The 16,589-nt window shown below is 59.8% G+C and carries 12 protein-coding genes, 1 tRNA gene and 1 pseudogene; 9 read left to right on the top strand and 5 right to left on the bottom strand.

Annotated elements, in window-relative coordinates; genetic code table 11:
* The first annotated feature begins 34 nt into the window (after window positions 1-34).
* A tRNA-Met gene (locus tag HKD28_RS14765) sits at window positions 35-111 on the top strand.
* Between the two features lie 472 nt (window positions 112-583).
* Here the strand turns inward: HKD28_RS14765 and HKD28_RS14760 are convergent.
* A pseudogene (locus HKD28_RS14760) lies at window positions 584-700 on the bottom strand (IS481 family transposase); the annotation flags it as partial.
* A 282-nt stretch (window positions 701-982) separates the two neighbouring features.
* Between HKD28_RS14760 and HKD28_RS14755 the strand changes: the two are divergent.
* From HKD28_RS14755 to HKD28_RS14735, 5 genes are all read left to right on the top strand, one after another.
* The gene (locus HKD28_RS14755; RefSeq protein WP_407925775.1) at window positions 983-1,999 is read left to right on the top strand and encodes a threonine ammonia-lyase; all 1,017 of its coding nucleotides are present in this window, start codon (window positions 983-985) and stop codon (window positions 1,997-1,999) included.
* A gap of 18 nt (window positions 2,000-2,017) precedes the next feature.
* Complete coding sequence (locus HKD28_RS14750; RefSeq protein ID WP_194268976.1) at window positions 2,018-3,088, top strand: DUF4392 domain-containing protein; 1,071 nt, start codon at window positions 2,018-2,020, stop codon at window positions 3,086-3,088.
* Window positions 3,081-3,542, top strand: a complete 462-nt coding sequence (locus tag HKD28_RS14745) for a RidA family protein (RefSeq protein WP_194268975.1) — start codon at window positions 3,081-3,083, stop codon at window positions 3,540-3,542. Before HKD28_RS14750 ends, HKD28_RS14745 begins: the two co-directional genes overlap by 8 nt.
* A gap of 241 nt (window positions 3,543-3,783) precedes the next feature.
* The gene (locus tag HKD28_RS14740) at window positions 3,784-6,357 is read left to right on the top strand and encodes a TonB-dependent receptor plug domain-containing protein (protein ID WP_235993534.1); all 2,574 of its coding nucleotides are present in this window, start codon (window positions 3,784-3,786) and stop codon (window positions 6,355-6,357) included.
* A gap of 157 nt (window positions 6,358-6,514) precedes the next feature.
* On the top strand, window positions 6,515-7,405 hold the full coding sequence (locus HKD28_RS14735) for a LysR family transcriptional regulator (RefSeq protein ID WP_231865414.1): 891 nt from the start codon (window positions 6,515-6,517) through the stop codon (window positions 7,403-7,405).
* Window positions 7,406-7,408: 3 nt separating this feature from the next.
* Here HKD28_RS14735 and HKD28_RS14730 read toward each other — a convergent pair whose 3' ends face one another.
* Window positions 7,409-8,689 (bottom strand): MFS transporter, encoded by a 1,281-nt coding sequence (locus HKD28_RS14730; RefSeq protein ID WP_328750762.1) that lies wholly within the window; start codon window positions 8,687-8,689, stop codon window positions 7,409-7,411.
* Between the two features lie 36 nt (window positions 8,690-8,725).
* Window positions 8,726-9,565 (bottom strand): putative hydro-lyase, encoded by an 840-nt coding sequence (locus HKD28_RS14725; RefSeq protein WP_194268974.1) that lies wholly within the window; start codon window positions 9,563-9,565, stop codon window positions 8,726-8,728.
* 289 nt (window positions 9,566-9,854) lie between these two features.
* Between HKD28_RS14725 and HKD28_RS14720 the strand changes: the two genes are divergently transcribed.
* From HKD28_RS14720 to HKD28_RS14710, 3 genes are all read left to right on the top strand, one after another.
* Complete coding sequence (locus tag HKD28_RS14720; protein ID WP_207729020.1) at window positions 9,855-11,111, top strand: MFS transporter; 1,257 nt, start codon at window positions 9,855-9,857, stop codon at window positions 11,109-11,111.
* A 35-nt stretch (window positions 11,112-11,146) separates the two neighbouring features.
* Window positions 11,147-11,800: a DUF2848 family protein gene (locus HKD28_RS14715; RefSeq protein WP_194268972.1), complete on the top strand. Its 654-nt coding sequence runs from the start codon at window positions 11,147-11,149 to the stop codon at window positions 11,798-11,800.
* Between the two features lie 82 nt (window positions 11,801-11,882).
* Window positions 11,883-12,827, top strand: coding sequence for a hydroxyacid dehydrogenase (locus HKD28_RS14710; RefSeq protein WP_194268971.1), 945 nt, complete (start codon window positions 11,883-11,885; stop codon window positions 12,825-12,827).
* Between the two features lie 48 nt (window positions 12,828-12,875).
* Here the strand turns inward: HKD28_RS14710 and HKD28_RS14705 are convergent, their stop codons facing one another.
* Both HKD28_RS14705 and HKD28_RS14700 read right to left on the bottom strand, forming a co-directional pair.
* Window positions 12,876-14,444, bottom strand: a complete 1,569-nt coding sequence (locus HKD28_RS14705) for a hydantoinase B/oxoprolinase family protein (RefSeq protein ID WP_194268970.1) — start codon at window positions 14,442-14,444, stop codon at window positions 12,876-12,878.
* The gene (locus HKD28_RS14700; protein WP_194268969.1) at window positions 14,444-16,534 is read right to left on the bottom strand and encodes a hydantoinase/oxoprolinase family protein; all 2,091 of its coding nucleotides are present in this window, start codon (window positions 16,532-16,534) and stop codon (window positions 14,444-14,446) included. Before HKD28_RS14700 ends, HKD28_RS14705 begins: the two co-directional genes overlap by 1 nt.
* Window positions 16,535-16,589: the final 55 nt, after the last annotated feature.

Here is a 16,589-nt window from a genome sequence, read left to right as displayed (position 1 = left end):
CAACTCTCAATCCCCCAACATCACACAATACCCACGCGGGGTGGAGCAGCCCGGTAGCTCGTCAGGCTCATAACCTGAAGGCCGCAGGTTCAAATCCTGCCCCCGCAACCATGAATAAGCGTCTGAAAAGACAGAAGAAAAGCCACCCAATCGGGTGGCTTTTTTGTTGCCCAATTCCCCGCGCCTATCAAATACATCCTCCTTTTAAGGGTTTAAAACCGATGGGTTCACATCGGGGACCAATGAACTTGCAACCAACTGTTCAATACGCTGGCGTAGAGGAGGGGGCCAGGCGTGCCGGAGCGTAAGCGGGCGCAGAAGAAAGGTAAGGGGACACTGCGCTTGGGCATGCAAAAACTCCTGAGGCAATGCTACGCGATCGCCCCGCCCGGCTCATCGCCGATCCACCCAATCTGCGACTGATGACACACGGCGTGGCCGATATTCTGCGCGCCCGCATACTGGCCATTGCCTGCGGCTACGAGGACGTCGATGGTATCGCCATCTCAATGCCGTCAATAGATGAGCTATGCTTGTCGCTTTCGGTATCGGGCAGACGGGAAATACGGTGACGCTGAAGTTAGCGATGCAGTGAAGACCTCGTCAGGCGGGGGATCGTCGGCTAGAGCGCGTAAAGGCAAACGTCCAGAGGCAGCAGAGTATGGCGGCGGAATGCCATGACGATCGCTTTTTCATCAATCCTGCGGTACGGTTGAGGAAGCTACCTTCGGGATGGCGCGTCGAGCCCGGAGCGCTTCACCGCAACTCTTTGACTGCGCTGTCGCTCGACGGCCGGCCGCCGCCGTGGCGTTTCCATAGCGCATCCTTCCAATTGCGTGAAAATAATACACCACCAAGTCTGGGGACTAAGCAGTCAAGCGACGGGGGAAGTCGCATTGGGTGCGGAGGGGCGTTAGGCATAAGCGTTCTTTATGGTGGGTTATACAAAGATAATATTTGATTTGAGAACCATTTGAAAAGAATGATGACCCCATCAGAAGTGGGGAAAGTATCTGTGGTGCAGTCTGAAAACAGAACGCTGAATTTTTCCGAAATATTCGCAGCGTCGTGTCGCATACGCGATCATGTGGTCCGGACGCCTCTTCTTGAAAGTCCCGTGCTGAACGAGAGGCTGGGCGGCCGTATTCTGGTCAAGCCGGAAATGCTTCAGAAAACGGGCTCGTTCAAGTTTCGCGGGGCTTGTAACCGTATTCTGCAACTTACACTAGGCGAACGGCGCGGCGGTGTGGTGGCGTGGTCTTCGGGAAATCATGCCCTGGCGATTTCGGCAGTCTGTGCGCTGCTCGATATTCCGGCTCATATCATCATGCCCGAGAGTGCCCCGCAGATGAAAATCGAGGGTGCGCGCCGTTATGGCGCCAAGGTCAGGCTCTATGACCGGGCGACGGAAAACCGCGAGGAAATCGGTGCGCAGATTGCGGACTCCGAGGGCGCCGTCATCGTTCCGCCCTATGATGATTTCAACGTTATGGCGGGTCAGGGCACGGTGGGTCTTGAGATCATGGAGCAGTGCCGGGAGCTGGGTATCATGCCAGACAATGTGCTTTCCAGTGCGAGTGGTGGTGGACTGGTGGCGGGGATTGCGACGGCTGTCCGCACCTGTCGTCCGGAAACGTCTATCTATTCCGTGGAGCCCGCAGGGTTTGACGATCTGGCCAGATCGCTGGCGTCCGGGCATCGGGTCGAGAATGCGGGTGGCATGAACACGCTGTGTGATTCGCTGATGGTGCCTACGCCGGGCGCACTGACCTTTCCGACCAATCACGCCCTGCTGGCGGATGGTCTGGTTGTGAATGATGCCGAAATCCGGGTCGGCATGGCCAACTGCTTCGAGCATTTCAAACTTGTGGCCGAGCCCGGCGGAGCCGCACCGCTTGCGGCCATTCTTTCGGGAAAGCTCGATGTACGGGAGAAGGTGACGGTGGCGGTGCTGAGTGGCGGGAATGTCGATCCGTCTGTCTATTCTTCAATACTGTAAATAAAAGGCCTATTCAGGATGTTGAAGAGTGGAACAGCACTGTATGAACGTCTGTCCGAAACCATTGATGACTTCATGGTGTTGGATTATACGGGTGTTGGCAGTATCGGCATGATTTACGCTGCGCTCCAGAAGCGTCAGCCGGGCAGCATGTGTATGGCTGCCGCCGAAATGATCGTCGGGCAGGTGGCGGAGCGTCCGGGGCCTGTTCTGATCGCCACGGGTTTCCCCGAAGGCGGCGGCGTTCCGGAAACGGATGGACCGGTGGGCGCTGCGTTTATTGCGCGCTCGATCTTTCTGGGTCTGTCACGCGAAACGGTCATTGTCGTGGACGAGGACTGGCGGGAGATGATGTTCGCGACCTGTCGCGGCGCGGGTCTTGCACCGTTCGATCTGCCCGCAGACGGGAAGATCGTGCCGGTTCCCTATCTGCGGCCGGTTTATGTCGCGACTGTGCCCAAGGATGACGCCGGAAGTCGCAAGGCGTGCGATGCACTGCTCGATCAGGTTCAACCGAGCCTTCTGATTGCGATCGAACGGCCTGGCGTCAATGATAGGGGATTGTATCATGGTCTGGGTGGCCGTCCATTGGATGGAATGGTTGCGGATCTGGATTACCTGTTCGCACAGGCACGGGTGCGGGGGCTGCGTTCCATCGGGATCGGGGATGGCGGCAATGAACTCGGCATGGGTGTGATTGCTGCGGAACTGAAACAGAAGATCGCCAAGGCCCGTGACTGTGGCATTGAAGGAAGGGGTGGTGTGGCGGCTGAGACGGCGACGGACCATCTTATCGTCGCGAATGTCTCGAACTGGGGGGCGACCGGTCTTGTGGCGGCTCTGGCCTGTCTGGTGGAAAATCAGGCTGTTTTTCACGAGCCGGAGTTGGAAGTTCGCTGTATTGAAGCCTGTGTGGCGAGTGGCGGTGTGGACGGGATGTTCATGGGGCCGGAGCCCGCGACGGACGGAATTGCTGCGGAGGAATGGCGTGGTCTGATTCAGGTGTTCCGTAAAACGTTGCAACGCCATCTCGGGATGGTCACCAACTGGCAGGGCCAGTCCGGAGACTGGAGGCAGATCCGTGCGTGAGGCGGGATCTGTTCTTCCGTGTGGCGTGATTCTGCCGCCTGTCAGTGTTCCACGAGGCAATTATACGCCGATCCTCTCCTGTGACGGTTTTCTGTTCGTCGCGGGACAGGGGCCACGCTGGGGAGATGATCTTCGCTACAAAGGGGTCGTGGGCAAGGATTTTTCCGTCGAGGAGGGGCAGCAGGCGGCGCGGCTGTGTGGGCTCAACATTCTGGCGCATGTCTGGCATTTCCTGGAGGGAGATTTGTCTCGGATCAGGCGGCTCGTCCGGGTGGCGGGGGTGGTGCGGTGTTCGGAAGGCTTCGAACAGCAGGCCAAAGTCCTGAACGGTGCCTCCGATCTGTTCGGGGAGGTTCTGGGGGACGCAGGATGCCATGTGCGGATCGCGACCGGGACGTCCTCACTGCCATCCGGGATGGCGGTCGAGGTGGAAGCTATGTTCAAAATCGACTGATTCCTGTCCGTGGGCGGCTGTGACCGTCCCACCCTAGGGGCATAAAAGAAATTTATTAACGCGGATAACAAGATAAACGTTCCAATATCGTATCAAATTTCCGTATTATCAACTGGAAATGGAAGCGAAAATACTGACCGGGCGGAATGAACACTGCCGGAGGGAAGGTAATCGCGTCTCATATGAAGAAATTCTGGCGGAAAGCTGCCTTTTGATCCCCAGATCCCAGGAGTGCGTGAAAATGTTCGCCTTGAAATACCTCTCCCGCTCTCTCTCCCTGAGCACGGCGTGTCTTCTGACGACATCGCTGTGTCATGCTGCACTGGCGCAGGGAACATTACAGGGCAGGGACATGACTTCGTCGTCCGGGAAAAAGACCGTCCATGTTGCTCATCCTGCTGACGCCTCTTCTCGTTCCGTTAAAAAAACGGATCGCAGGAAGGTGACGCAGGTCAGTGCGAAGGACACGGAAAGCATTGCCGTTCGTGGGACACAGGTTCCGGGAGAAAGTGTTTTCTCGCCCTCCACGCGGGAGCACAGTACGGCACAGGTTTTCCGGTATTCCTCGCAGCAGCTCAAGGAGACCGGTCAGACCAACATCCTCGCCGCGCTGTCCCAGCTTTCCGCCGCCGTGACGTCGTCTCCTTTCGGCGGCATGGGCAGCAACGGCTTCAATAAGACGATGCAGTTGCGAAACCTTGGTGCGGATCAGACGCTGATGCTGGTCAACGGCAAGCGCCGGCATGTGGACGCCAATTTCAATTATTATCAGGCCGGTCCGAACTACGGGACGGACCCGGCGGATCTGTCCCTGATCCCGGTCAGCGCGATTGACCATGTCGAGATCATCACTGAAGGCGCGAGTGCGCTGTATGGTCAGGATGCCGAGGCCGGTGCGGTCAATATTGTTCTGAAGAAAGACAGCAAGGGCGGCTCGATCAATCTCCAGAACAGTGGCTTTTATGCGGGAGACGGGCAGTCCTTCGATGGCAATGCCGATTACGGTTTCGCTCTGGGGCATCGTGGCGGCTATCTGAATGTAGCGGCGCAGATCAACAACCAGCTTTCCACCAACCGGTCGGGCGAGTATCCGGGTAATCTCTATTTTGAGGGTGATCCGCGTAACGACACCGCCAGCAAGGATGTGCAGCGTCTGGCGGGCAATATCCGGATGCTACTTGAAACGGCCAGCGTCAACATGGCCTATCCGGTGACGGATAACTGGGAAGTCTACAATACCTCGACTTTTGCGCATAAGGACATCATTGCGCCTGAGACGTATCGTGCGCCGTCCAACGATAACGTTGTGCGCGCGCTCCATCCGAATGGCATGGAGCCGATGTGGCATGCCGAGGAATGGGATTTTCAGGTCAATAATGGCATCCGCGCGCATAGTTTTTTGGGAATGCAGTGGGATTTCTTCGTCAATTACGGCCGCAATCAGCAGATCAACCATATTGTTGATACAGACAACCCCACGATGGGACTGGACAGCCCAACGAGTTTTTACACGGGACAGTTTGTCTCTACCGAGCTGGATGCCGGGTTCAACAGCACGAAGATCATCAAGACGTCCTTTCTGCCACGTCCGGTCAATCTGAGTTATGGTTTCGATTATCGTTTCGATACCTATCAGGTTGGCAAGGGTGATGAAGCGTCTGTGGAGAATGGCGGGGTTCCCATTCTCGATGGGCCGAATGCCGGGAAAATGGCGTCTGCGGGTGCGGTGGACAAATTCGGGATTCCGGCGGCGGCAGGCAGCATTCTGAACCGTGGTATTTTCGACGGGCACGTCAATCTGGATTTCTACGTCACGCCCAAATGGGAATGGACGCTCGGTGGCCATGCGGTCAGCTATGACGATCTTGGCGTTCATCCGTCGGGCTCAGTCGGAACACGCTATAATGTGAGCAAGAACCTTGCGTTCCGGGGGAACGTCAACACGGGATACCGGGCGCCGACGCTTGCGGAGGAAGGGTTCTTTGCCGAAACGACATTCCCGACATACCGGACGGCGCAGCTTCCGGTAAATTCGAACTGGGCCAAGGTTTTGGGCGCAACGAAGCTGCGGGGTGAGCAGTCCCGGAGCTACAGCATCGGTGTGGATGCCACGCTGCTGCCGAACTGGACACTGACGGCCAATCTCTATCGGATTTCCATCAACGACCGTCTGTATAACAGCACCCAGTTCGGCGGGACCGAAGTGGAAAGCCTGCTCTCTGCGGCCGGGCTGCCAAATGTGCTGTATGCGGCCTATTACGGTAATCCGGTCAATACGGTTACGAACGGCGGGGACGTCACGACGGCCTATCATCTGAAGACGGGACATCTTGGTGATTTCGACTTCCGCTTCTCCCTCAATATCGCGGATAGTGAGATTTCGCATCATAACGCGACCCCTGCGACCCTTCAGCAGCTTGGGCTGTCGTCCTTCAACCGGACGAATGCGGAATATCTGCTGCATTCTTCGCCCAAGAATATTGAGAACCTGACGGTTGTCTGGCATCGCGGACCGTTCTCGGCCCGTGTGCAGGAACAGCGTTTCGGGTCTTACACATGGGTCGCGGCACCGTCCCTGACGCAGGCCCAGTGGACCTATGCCAAGCCGTCCTACATCACCAATCTTGAACTGGGATATGACATCACCAAGCGCTGGCATATCGCGGGGGGCGCTTTCAACCTCGGAAATCATTATCCGGGCAAGGCGAACGCAGCCTCGCGCGCGGCACTGCAGAATGCGTTTATTTATCCCAACAACTCGCCTTATGGTTTCAGTGGCGGCATGTATTACGTCAAGACGGCCTTTCAGTTCTAAGAGGCTGTTCCAGAAGCATTCTCCCGCCGGTGCTGCAATATCCTGCCCTCCGGGGCAGGATATTTTTTTGTCGGTATGGTTGGTGGCGGGTATCCTGTTCCGGTATCGTAAAAAGATCGGCGTCATTGTCGGAGCATAGGAAAGGACAGAGACGTTCATGATGGATTTCAAGTCTCTTGAGACGGTTTTATGGATCGAGCGGCTGGGGAGTTTCCGGGCGGCGGCCGATGCGTTGCGGATGACGCAGCCAGCGGTGTCCGTCCGGATTTCGCATCTTGAGGCGCTTCTGGGGGCCAGTATTTTTCATCGGGCCCCCAAATCCATCACGCTCACGCCGGTCGGAATGACGGTGGTGCAGTATGCCCGTCAGATCCTCGATCTGCGTGATGAAATGATCCAGACGGTCAAAGGACATCAGGACGCAACCGGAATCCTGCGTATCGGAGCGATCGAAACCATTTCACAGACCTGGATTTCGGATCTTCTGATCGAGATCCGCCATAAATATCCAAACCTGACAGTGGATCTGGAGATTTCGGTTTCGGATGAAATCTCCCGGAAAATCACCAAGGGAATGCTGGATGTGGGTTTCTTTCTGGGGCCGGTCAATTCACCGCGTCTGATCGAAAGCGAGCTGTGCAACTACGAGACTGCGATGGTTGGCAGGGAGCATTTCGCGCTGCCCAGCAACGGCAAGCTGGATCTGGGGCAGGCGCCGTCGATTTCCATCATGACCCTGTCGCGCAACACCATTCCCCATTCGGCGATCCGCAATTTTCTGGCGCGAGAGGGGATCGTCCATCACCGGGTGGACACCATGAGCTCTCTGCCGTCCATTCTGGCGCTCACGCTGGGAGGAGAAGGGTTGGCCCTGCTGCCCTATGCGGTCATGCGGGATTATCTGGCCAGCGGAAAGCTCCGGGTGTTCGAGACAGGCATGAAGCTGCCTCTGCTGCGGTGTGTCGCAGGGCGGCTGATCAGTCATGGTTCGGCGATTGTCGAGGACGTCATTTCCATTGCCGAACGTGTGTCGGCCAATGTGACCTGAGGGTCAGGCTGTTCGCCGGGCGGGCGAGGAGGACAATGTGTAGACCGTCGTTATGGCGCCCAGGGTGGCACAGGCTGCGACCAGAAAGACCCCAGAGAGCGGTGAGTGCAGATGCTCGCGCATCCAGCCGATGCCGTAGGGGCCCACAAGGCCGCCGATCGCGCCAAGGCTGTTGATCCATGCAAGCCCTGTTGCCAGCGTGCGTTTTTCGAGCACATGGGGCGTTACGGTGAAGATCATGGCCGTGACGCAAAGGGCTGCTGCAAGTGCGATGGTCAGGAAAACCAGTGCGATTGCGCCGTGGGCCTGAAACAGGAAAGTCAGGACCAGACAGAGCGCGACCGTGAGGAACGGGGCGGCCAGATGCCAGCAGCGTTCGTTATGTCTGTCAGAACTGCGGGCGTTGAGCAGCATGGCCATGGCTGCGACGGCGAAGGGAATGGCCGTATAGAAGCCGAGCTGTCCGGGAGCGGGAGCGATAACCTGTTCGATGAAAGTCGGGACCCAGAAGACGATCCCGTAATTGCAGACGGCCTGACAGAAACAGATGACGACGAGGAGCAGGACTTCAGGCTGTTTCAGCGCAGCGAATACGGATGTCGTGTCGTTTGTGGAGATGTTCTGGTCCGGAAGGCGGGTCAGGATGGCCTGTTTCGTGGGGGCATCCAGCCATGAGGCGGAGGCCGGTCCGTCGTCGAGGCGTTTCAGAACGGTCAGTCCGAGCAGCAGGGGCGGGATTGCCTCGATCAGGATCATCCATTTCCATGCGGGCACTGACAGGACCTGATCGAAGGCGCCCAGAAGATAGGTGGAAACCGGGCCACCGATGGCGCCGGAGAGCGGTATGGCGATCAGGAAGCCCGTGGTGACGCGGGCGCGGATCGAGTCCGGAAACCAGATAGCCAGATAGTACAGAACGGCCGGATAAAAGCCTGCCTCCGCGGCGCCAAGCAGGACACGCAGGGCGCAGAATTCCCAGGCCGTGCTGATGATAACGAACAGGAAGGAAATCAGGCTCCACGCGATCATGATCGCGGCGATCGTCCGGCGGGGGCCGAATTTTTCGAGCAGGAGCGCGGAGGGGACCTGAAAGACGATGTAGCCTACGAAGAACAGCCCGGCGCCCAGCCCGAAGGTCGCATCCGAGAAGTGGAGATCCTGTTCCATCGCCGCGCGGGCGAAGCTGAGATTGATGCGATCCAGATAGGAAAACATGTAGCAGACGACCAGCAGCGGGATGATGCGCCGGACGGCCACCCGGAAGAGCGTGTGATCAGAGGTCACGGAATCATCCTGAGCGTGGGGAGGTATGATGCTGGTTTATATTATTTTTCCGGAATGTTCCGAGACAAGATTTTCATAATCGGGAATGGGAATATCCGTCACGAGCATGGCGCCGGGAGCGTGTGTAATGGCAAAGGGAACGCGACTTGCAGCCAGAACGGCCTGTGGCGTCACCCCGCAGGCCCAGAAGGCGGGAAGTTCATGGGGGCGGATTTCGGTGCGGGCACCGTAATCGGGTTTTTCGATGTCGATGATGCCGATGTCTTCGGGAAAGCCGATCTGGACCGGTCCGCCATGAGCCAGAGGGATACGGGAGCTGATTTCCGTGGCCTTGATCAGGTCTGGCGAGCGGAAAGGACGCATCGAGACGACGACTGGGCCGGAAAATGGTCCGACGGGTGTGCAGGCAATATTCGTGCGGTACATGGACACGCCCAGACCCGTTTCGAAATGCCGCATCGGGACGTTGCAGGCCATGAAGGCGTTTTCGAAGGAAAAGGAACATCCCAGCGCAAAAACGACGAGATCGTCCTGCCAGAACGACAGAATATCCGTCACTTCGTCCGTTAAAACGCCATCCCGCCAGACGCGGTAAAGCGGCAGGTCTGTCCGGATGTCGAGGTCACGTCCCAGCGCCGGGGTGTCATATTCGCCGGGTTGGGACATGCCGACGAGGGGGCAGGGCTTGGGGTTCAGGCGACAAAATTCCGCGAAATCCTCGGCATATGCTTTGGGGAGGATGACCAGATTGGCCTGAATGAAACCTGCAGCCATGCCTGCGGTGACGGTTCCGGCCGTGTTGGACCGGCACAGCGCGCGGACGTCTTCGGGCGATGTGTGAAAAAGGAGAGGGATCGGCAAAGCGGATTCAGACATCGTTTGCGTCCTTGTTCGCGGCAGACAGGCCGGGCGATGACAGTGATGGTTCCGGAAGGCTAACAGTCGTTGCGTTCGGGATTCAAATCATCAAAATAAATGTTGAGGTATAAATATCCGTTATGGGCCTTTTTTGTGCTTAAATCTTTTGACGGCATTGCATTGGAATGTTCAGAATGAATGCTCCGGAATAAAAATCCGACGCTTTTGGATATTGTATGCATCATGAAACGAACCGCTTCTCAGGCACCCGGCAGGCTGGATCTTCCGTGAGCGGATGTTCTGGCGCATGACGACCTCGCCTGTGCGTCTTGCTCTGGGGAGCGCGATCGGGACCACGTTCGAGTGGTATGATTTCATGGTTTACAACACGCTTGCGGCGCTTGTGTTCAACCATGTCTTTTTTCCTGAGGCGCTGCCGTGGATGGGAACCCTTCTGGCGTTCTCGACCTATGCCGTGGGATATGTGTCGCGGCCTTTGGGCAGTGTGATCTTCGGCTGGCTCGGGGACCGGACCGGGCGTAGGCATGTTCTCATGCTGACGCTGGCGCTTATGGGGCTGACGACGGGTCTGATTGCACTGCTGCCCGGTTATGCGCGGCTTGGGGCGATTAGTCCGGTTCTGCTTGTTTTGCTGCGGTTTTTGCAGGGGATCGCATTGGGTGGAGAGTGGGCTGGCGCGCTCCTTCTGACGGCGGAACAGAATTCGGAAACGGCGATGGGCATGGGGGCGACATGGTCCCAGCTTGGACCGGGGCTTGGAACGGTCCTGTCCGCAGGGGTGATCTGGGGGGTGACGCGCTCCATGGATGCGGCCTCCTTTCAGGACTGGGGATGGCGTCTGCCGCTGTTTCTGAGTCTGCTGCTTCTGGCGGCGGGATGGGTGGTCAGGTCTTCCCTGTCCGAACCGCCCCAGTTTGCCGAACGCAAAGCGCGGGGTGAGGTTCTGGCCAACCCTGTGGGCGCGGTCCTGCGTCATCATGGGCGCTCCCTGCTGATCGCTGCGAGTACCCGGATCGGGCCGGATGTTCTGTATGCGCTGCTGACGGTTTTCAGCCTGAGCTATGTGACCCAGACGGGGGAGCATACGCGGTCTGCGGCGCTGATGGCCGTGTTTGCAGGATCGGCCTGGGGGGTGATCGTCACGCTGCTGGCGGGGCGGTTCAGCAACTGCTGGGGAGCGAAACGGATTTTCCTTGTGGGGACGGTTTGTGCCCTGCCTGCCGCGTTTGTGTTTTTCTGGTGTGCGGCTTCCCATCAGGTGCTCCTTCTGGGTTTCGGGGTCTGTCTTGGGCTTTCGGTTCACGCCATCATGTATGCGGTTCAGGGCGCGCTCATCAGCCAGCAGTTTCCGGTCGAGGTCCGCTATTCCGGCTCTTCGATCGCCTATACCTGCGGCAGTCTTGCGGGGGGTGGAGCTTTTGCGCCGCTTATCATGGTGACGCTGTTCCGGGCGACGCATCTCGAACTGTCCATTTCTCTTTATGTGGTCGTGGCACTTCTGGTTTCCGGTGCGGGCGCGATGCTGGCCCGCGGGACGCGCTGAGTGTGGCTGACTGATTCCAACAGGAACGCTGAAATATGGAAATTTTCTATCCCGATCTGACTGCGGTCAGGGAGGTCATTGTGGCGGGCTGGGCCGGGCGGGATGCGGCGGGTGTGCAGCATCATATCGACGAACTGGCGGCTCTTGGTGTGGCGCCGCCTTCGGACGTGCCGCTGTTTTACCGGGTCGGGCATGAAACCCTGAGCGCGGCGCCGGTGATTGATGTGCTGGGCAGCCAGACTTCGGGCGAGGTCGAGCCGGTTTTGTTGCGTACACAGAGCGATCTGCTGGTGGGCGTGGGGTCCGACCATACGGATCGTGAAAGCGAAGCCTATAGTGTGGCATTGTCCAAGCAGGTCTGTCCCAAGGTCAGCGGTCGGGCGTTCTGGCGGTTTTCGGATGTGGCGGATCGGTGGGACGAGATGGTGTTGCGGTCTTTTACGGCTGAGAGAACGCCTTATCAGGAAGGTCTTGCGGCGTCCCTGCTCAACCCGCTCGATCTGGTGGCGCGCTGGGAGCAGCGGGAGGGCCGGGTTTTCGGGGCGGGGAGCTTGATGTTCTGTGGAACCGTTCCTACGCTCAATGGGATTGTCCGGACGGAGAGCCTGACCGTCGAGCTGTCTGATCCGCGGACCAGGAGTGTGCTGTCGCACCATTACGCCATCCGGGAGCTTCCCATGGTTGCATGAAGGGGCTTTTGGGCATGGACAAGCGGGAGCGGTATGCCATCATTCCGCCCCTTGCGCTTCTTTACTGTGGAAAACCAGCACCATGAGTCTGTGTTTCATTACCCAACAGATCCATCCCGATGCCGTAACCTGTCTGAACGAGGCCGGAATCACGACCCGTTATGCCACGGAACCCTCGATGGCGGCGGTGATCCGCGAAATCGGCGATGCGGATGCGGTGATTACGCGCGATCTGGGACTGAGCGAAGAGGCGCTGCGGGCCGCGCCGAACCTGAAAATTATTTCCTGTCACGGTTCAGGAACGAACCGGATCGCCAAGGCAGCGGCGGCGGAGCGGGGCGTTCTGGTGACGAATGCGCCCAATACCAACAGCCGGTCCGTTGCGGAAATGACGATCGGGCTTCTGCTGGCGGTCATGCGGCGTCTGTGCGAGGCGGATCGTGCCGTGCGGGAGGGGAACTGGGCGTTCCGTTATGCGAATAACGGCACGGAACTGCATGGACGGACGATCGGGCTTGTCGGGTTCGGCGCCATTGCCCGGCATGTCGCGCAGATTGCGGGGCACGGGTTGGGGATGCGCGTTGTGGCGTGGTCTCCGAGCGTTCCGGCGGAGGTGTTCGAGGCCGTGGGCGTGGAGCGGGCGGAGAGCCTTGAGGATCTTCTGGGCGTCTCGGATGTGCTGTCGCTGCATCGTCCGGCGCAGGGGAGCGGTCAGCCCACGATTGACGCTCAGGCGCTGTCGCGCCTGAAGAAAGGCGCAGTTCTGATCAATACCAGCCGGGGCGGGGAGGTGGATGGTCCTGCGCTGGCAAAGGCTCTGGAGACGGGGCATGTCGGCGGAGCGGGGCTGGACGTGATGTCGCCCGAGCCTCCGCTGGCGGATGATCCGTTGCTGCGGGCGCCGAATATGGTTCTGACGCCGCATATCGGCGCGACGACGGAACAGGCCTTGCGCCGTATGGCAATGCTGTGTGCGTCGCAGGTTCAGGACGCGCTTGCGGGGCGTGTGCCGCCGCATTGTCTCTGAACAGTTGAGTTTCGCGCCCTTCCGTTTCGGGAAGGGCGCGGGAGACAATCAGGGGGCGCCGAGGCCGCCGCCGCCCGGTGTCATGAGGACGAGCACATCGTCCGCTTCCAGAACCTGAAGGCCCTTGCCGGCGAGCTTGCGGCCCGATGCGGTTTCGACCCGGCCTGCCGCGCCGTCCTGTCCGCCGAGTGCGCCACGGGCCGGATGATCGACGCGGTCGAACGCTGCCAGAAGCTCGAAGGGCTGTTTCTGGGTGGTGCCGATTTTCATGATCTGCCCGTCGCCGCCCTTTGTCTGGCCGAGACCGCCGCTGTTTTCGCGCAGTTCCTTTTCCCAGAAGATGAGCGGGCACTGGATTTCCGCGATTTCAATCGGGGTGCCGTGTACGCCGGATGGAAAAGCCGTGGCGGACAGGCCGTTCAGGCCGGGGCGGGCCCCGGTGCCGCCATTGGTCGTGATGGCGAGCGCGTAGGTCTGGGGCGTGGTTGCTCCCTTGGGGAACCACTGTCCGCGCACGGCAATGTTCCACAGGCAGGATGTGCCTTCTGCCGGAACGCGCTCGGGCAGGGGTGTGCGGAGGCATCCGAACACCATGTCCGGCAGCATCTGCCCGATGACGTGTCGGGAAGAGACGGGGGCCGGGCGTTGGGCGTTCAGGACGGAGCCTTCGGGTGCCTCGACGTGATAGGGAGCCAGTGAGCCTGCGTTGTTGGGAACGTCCGGCGAGATCGCGCAGGCCAGTCCGAAGACCGTATAGGCGCGGGTATAGGCCATCGGGACGTTTATCCCGCGCCCGACAGCAGGCGGTGAGCCGTCATAGCTGATGCTGACGTGGTTTTCGCCAACCGTGAGCTTTGCCTTGAGCGTGAGCGGCGCATTGTAGCCGTCGATGGTCATCTCGTGGGACCACGTGCCCTGCGGGAGAGCTGCGATCTTGTCGAGGACGGCTTGACGGGAGCGTTCGATGATGAAATCGGCCAGCGGTTCGAGACTGTCGAGGTGGAACTCGTCCATCATGTCGCACAGGGCGCGGACGCCGACATCGTTGCAGGCGGCCAGAGAGTAGGTATCGCCTTCCGTATCCACCGGCAGGCGCGTATTGGCGCGGATCATGGCCATCAGCGTCTCGTTGACCTGCCCCTGATCGATCAGCTTCAGCATGGGGATCGAGAGGCCCTCCATGAAGACGTCCGTTGCTTCCGGCCCGTTGCCCAGCCCGCCGATATCCATCAGATGGCTGGTGCAGGAGAACAGCCCGACCAGACGGCCCTTGTGGAACGCCGGGGTCGTGATGACGAAATCGTTGAGATGCCCCGTTCCCATCCACGGATCGTTCGTGATGTAGGCGTCGCCCTCTTTCATGGTCGAGACGGGGAAGTGACGCAGGAAGTGGCCGACGGATTCCGCCATGGAATTGACGTGTCCCGGCGTGCCTGTAATGGCCTGTGCGATCATCCGGCCCTTCAGGTCGAAAATGCCGGCCGAGATGTCTTCGCATTCGCGGACGATGGGGCTGAAGGCCGTGCGGATCAGAACCTGCGCCTGTTCGCCAACCACGGCGATCAGGCGGTTCCACATGATCTGGAAGTCGATTTCCTTATGGGAGTGCGCGCTCATCAGACGGCGTCCTTCATGTCCAGAATGATGTTGCCGCTACCGTCCAGATGGGCGGTGTAGCGGGAGGAAACGTAGGTCGTGGTTTCTTTTTCAGCGATCAGGGCGGGGCCGGGAACGCGGCTGCCCGGTCCCATGTCCGTACGTTCGTAGACCGGGAGGGCGACATGCGTGCCGGTTGCGCCGTCGAAGAGTTTCCGGATGTCGGCGGAGACTGCATCATGCAGGGCCGGGGCGGCCTCGAAGGGCGGGTATTTTCGCGGGGTGGTTGAGACGCTGACGGACCAGTTCAGGATTTCGACGGCAGCATGGGGGATGACGCGGGCGAACTGACGGGCATATTCCGCTTCGAAGGCGTCCCGCAGGGCCGAGAGATGGTCGCTGCTGAGAACGCCGTCAGGCAGCGTGACGATGATTTCGTGTCCCTGTCCGACATAGCGCATGAAGGCCGCGCGCCTTGTGTGGAGCGTTTCCGTCCGGGCGTCGTCCTGCACCATGCCGTGGGCGGCCTGCGTCATGTCGTCGAGCAGGGCCGAGACTTCTGCTGAACTGAAGCTGTCGTCCAGGCGCATGGGGAAGGAGCGGACGAGTTCAAACGAAACGGGTGCGGCGAGGAAGCCTACGGCCGAGCCGACGCCTGCGTTCGAAGGAATGACGAGACGCTGGATTCCAAGCTTTTCCGCGACGCGCGCGGCATGCAGGGGGGCCGCGCCGCCGAACGCGATCATGGTATGGTCGCCGATCACGGCGCCACGTTCGGCGGCATGGACGCGCGCCGCACTGGCCATGTTTTCGCACACGATTTCATAGACCGCATGGGCGGACATTTCCGCCGACAGACCCAGCGGGGTGCCGATATCAGTCAGGAGTGCTTCGGCCGAGCGATCCGGCTGGAGCTGGATGCTGCCGCCCGCGAAGTTTTCCGGACGGATCAGGCCGAGCATCACGTCCGCGTCCGTAACGGCGGGACGTTTGCCGCCCAGTCCATAACAGGCAGGGCCGGGAACGGAAGACGCGCTCTCCGGCCCGACGACAACGCGTTTCATGGCGTCCAGATGGGCGATGGAGCCGCCGCCCGCGCCGATCTCGACCATTTCGATCACGGGAATGCGCAGGGGCAGGCCGGAGCCTTTCATGAAGCGGGCCGTGCGGTCCACTTCGAAGAAACGGGAGGACGCGGGTTCGCCGTCTTCGATCAGGCAGACCTTGGCGGTTGTGCCGCCCATGTCGAAGGACAGGACGCGGTTTTCGGCCAGACGCTCGGCGCATTGTGCGGCGAAGATGGCACCGCCCGCCGGGCCGGACTCCACCAGGCGGACGGGGAACTGACGCGCCGTTTCCAGCGCGGTCAGGCCGCCGCCGGAGGTGACGAGATAGAGCGCGCCCTGAAAGCCTTTTGCATCAAGGGATTGGCGCAGGCGGCCCAGATAGCCCGCCATCAGGGGCTGGACGTAAGCATTCGCGACGGTGGTGGATGTGCGCTCATATTCCCGGATTTCGGGGCAGACGTCGCTTGAAATGGAGATGGTGATGTCCGGCATCGCCTCCTGAAGAAGCGCCTGTACGCGCCGTTCATGGGCCGGATTGGCATAGGCATGGAGGAACGCCACCGCGATGCTCTCGACGCCAGCGTCACGAAGCTGGGGCACGAGCGCCAGAACGGCGGCTTCATCCAGGGGAAGCTGGACGGTGCCGCGGGCATCCATGCGTTCGGGAACGGTGAAGCGTAGGTCGCGGGGGACGAGCGGGCTGGGCTTTTGCAGCATCAGATCATACTGGTTGAAGCGGCTTTCGGTGCCGATTTCCAGAATATCCCGGAAGCCCTGCGTTCCGATGAGAGCCGTGCGGGCGCCCCGGCGTTCGATGATGGCGTTTGTGGCAAGCGTCGTGCCATGCACGAAAACCGTCACGTCCGGAAAGCGGAGGCCGGCGTCTTCGATCACGAGGCCGATGCCGCTCATGACCCCTTCTTCGGGGGCGGCGGGCGTGGTGAGGACCTTACGGGTCAGACGTCCCTGCGGCGTCTGGAGGACCACGTCCGTGAATGTGCCACCGATATCAGCGGCGAGACGGATTTGTGTACTGTCGACCATGCCTGTGTTTTCCGTATCGGGTTAGAGTGCAATAAGATATCGGGAAGAGATGTTC

It is taken from the genome of Gluconobacter cadivus (assembly GCF_015244745.1).
Taxonomy (GTDB): Bacteria; Pseudomonadota; Alphaproteobacteria; order Acetobacterales; family Acetobacteraceae; genus Gluconobacter; species Gluconobacter cadivus.
This window is presented reverse-complemented; position numbering and strand designations above follow the sequence as displayed.

What these genes read in the sequence shown, in the direction of transcription:
- HKD28_RS14750 (WP_194268976.1), top strand. Translation starts at nt 2,018, where the DNA reads ATGTTGAAGAGTGGAACAGCACTGTATGAACGTCTGTCCGAAACCATT.
- HKD28_RS14710 (WP_194268971.1), top strand. Translation starts at nt 11,883, where the DNA reads ATGAGTCTGTGTTTCATTACCCAACAGATCCATCCCGATGCCGTAACC.
- HKD28_RS14725 (WP_194268974.1), bottom strand. Translation starts at nt 9,565, where the DNA reads ATGTCTGAATCCGCTTTGCCGATCCCTCTCCTTTTTCACACATCGCCC.
- HKD28_RS14715 (WP_194268972.1), top strand. Translation starts at nt 11,147, where the DNA reads ATGGAAATTTTCTATCCCGATCTGACTGCGGTCAGGGAGGTCATTGTG.
- HKD28_RS14700 (WP_194268969.1), bottom strand. Translation starts at nt 16,534, where the DNA reads ATGGTCGACAGTACACAAATCCGTCTCGCCGCTGATATCGGTGGCACA.
- HKD28_RS14740 (WP_235993534.1), top strand. Translation starts at nt 3,784, where the DNA reads ATGTTCGCCTTGAAATACCTCTCCCGCTCTCTCTCCCTGAGCACGGCG.
- HKD28_RS14755 (WP_407925775.1), top strand. Translation starts at nt 983, where the DNA reads ATGATGACCCCATCAGAAGTGGGGAAAGTATCTGTGGTGCAGTCTGAA.
- HKD28_RS14720 (WP_207729020.1), top strand. Translation starts at nt 9,855, where the DNA reads ATGACGACCTCGCCTGTGCGTCTTGCTCTGGGGAGCGCGATCGGGACC.
- HKD28_RS14735 (WP_231865414.1), top strand. Translation starts at nt 6,515, where the DNA reads ATGATGGATTTCAAGTCTCTTGAGACGGTTTTATGGATCGAGCGGCTG.
- HKD28_RS14705 (WP_194268970.1), bottom strand. Translation starts at nt 14,444, where the DNA reads ATGAGCGCGCACTCCCATAAGGAAATCGACTTCCAGATCATGTGGAAC.